At 43.5% G+C, this 1,064-nt stretch carries 1 protein-coding gene; it reads left to right on the top strand.

Annotated elements, in window-relative coordinates; genetic code table 11:
* The coding region (gene bgtE, locus GQO39_RS08635; protein WP_156851788.1) for a gene transfer agent protein BgtE at positions 1-1,064 on the top strand (1,064 nt) is incomplete at both ends.

Genomic DNA, 1,064 nt, shown 5'->3' on the forward strand with positions numbered 1-1,064 from the left:
ATTTCTGCTCCTTTGGGAGAGAAGCCATTGGGCATGATAGCGTTTAGGACAGGCAATAGTGTTAAGATAATCGTTGGAGGAGCGCAGAAGCTCTATAGTTATGATAGTCAAACGCGTGGTTGGCAAGACATTAGCCAAAGTGGTGTGACATATCAGGCGAATGAGGAAAACAAATGGTCGTTTGCGTTATTTGGTGAAAGCATTATTGCGGTGAACAGAAACGACAAACCACAGCTTTTCAAGGTTCGCAGTTCTCAACAGTTTGAAGATTTAGCAGGTAATCCGCCCAAAGCAGGTTTGGTAAAAGTTTGGGGTGATTTCGTTTGCCTGATGCAGCTAACAGATCATCCCAATCGTATCCATTGGTCAGGCTTGAATGATGCAAGCCATTGGACGGTTGGTGATAAAGATTGTTATTATCATGACTTTCATGATGGTGAACATGTGCAGGGTGCGACAGAATCGAGCAATCCACTTGTTTTTCTACGTTCTGCTGTTTATGCCGGTTCTTTTACCTTAGGGTCCAAGGTTCCGTTTATTTTTCAAAAGATCCAAGACAAGCGTGGGGCAAGGAGTTCTGGAGCTATTGCTTGTCGTGGTAGTGATGCCTTTTTTGCCGGTGATGGTGGTTTTTATCAGATAAGTTTGGATGGACAGCTTTTTTCGATAGGCTTTGAAAAGGTCGACCGAACGGTGTTTTCGACGTTTGATAAGCTTGCTCTTGATGAGATGCAAGCGGTGATAGACCCAGTTTATAATCGCGTTTATTGGTCTTTGAAGAGAGGCAATAACGAGCAAACCACCTTTGTTTATGATTGGGGTTTACAGAAATGGTCGACGATACAAGGAGAATTTTTTACGTTCTTTCCAGTATTCACGGCAGGCTATACATTGGAACAATTAGATGAGATTTCCACAAGTCTTGAGAGCTTACCGGCTTCTCTTGACAGTTCTATTTGGCAAAGTGGAGCACCTATGCTTGGTGCTTTTGATAAGGAAAACAGACTTGTTGTGTTTACAGGAGCGCCGATGGAGGCGATTGTTGTTTCGCAAGAGATGGGTGC

The sequence above is a fragment of the Bartonella refiksaydamii genome (assembly GCF_902652675.1).
In the GTDB taxonomy this organism is placed as follows: Bacteria; Pseudomonadota; Alphaproteobacteria; order Rhizobiales; family Rhizobiaceae; genus Bartonella; species Bartonella refiksaydamii.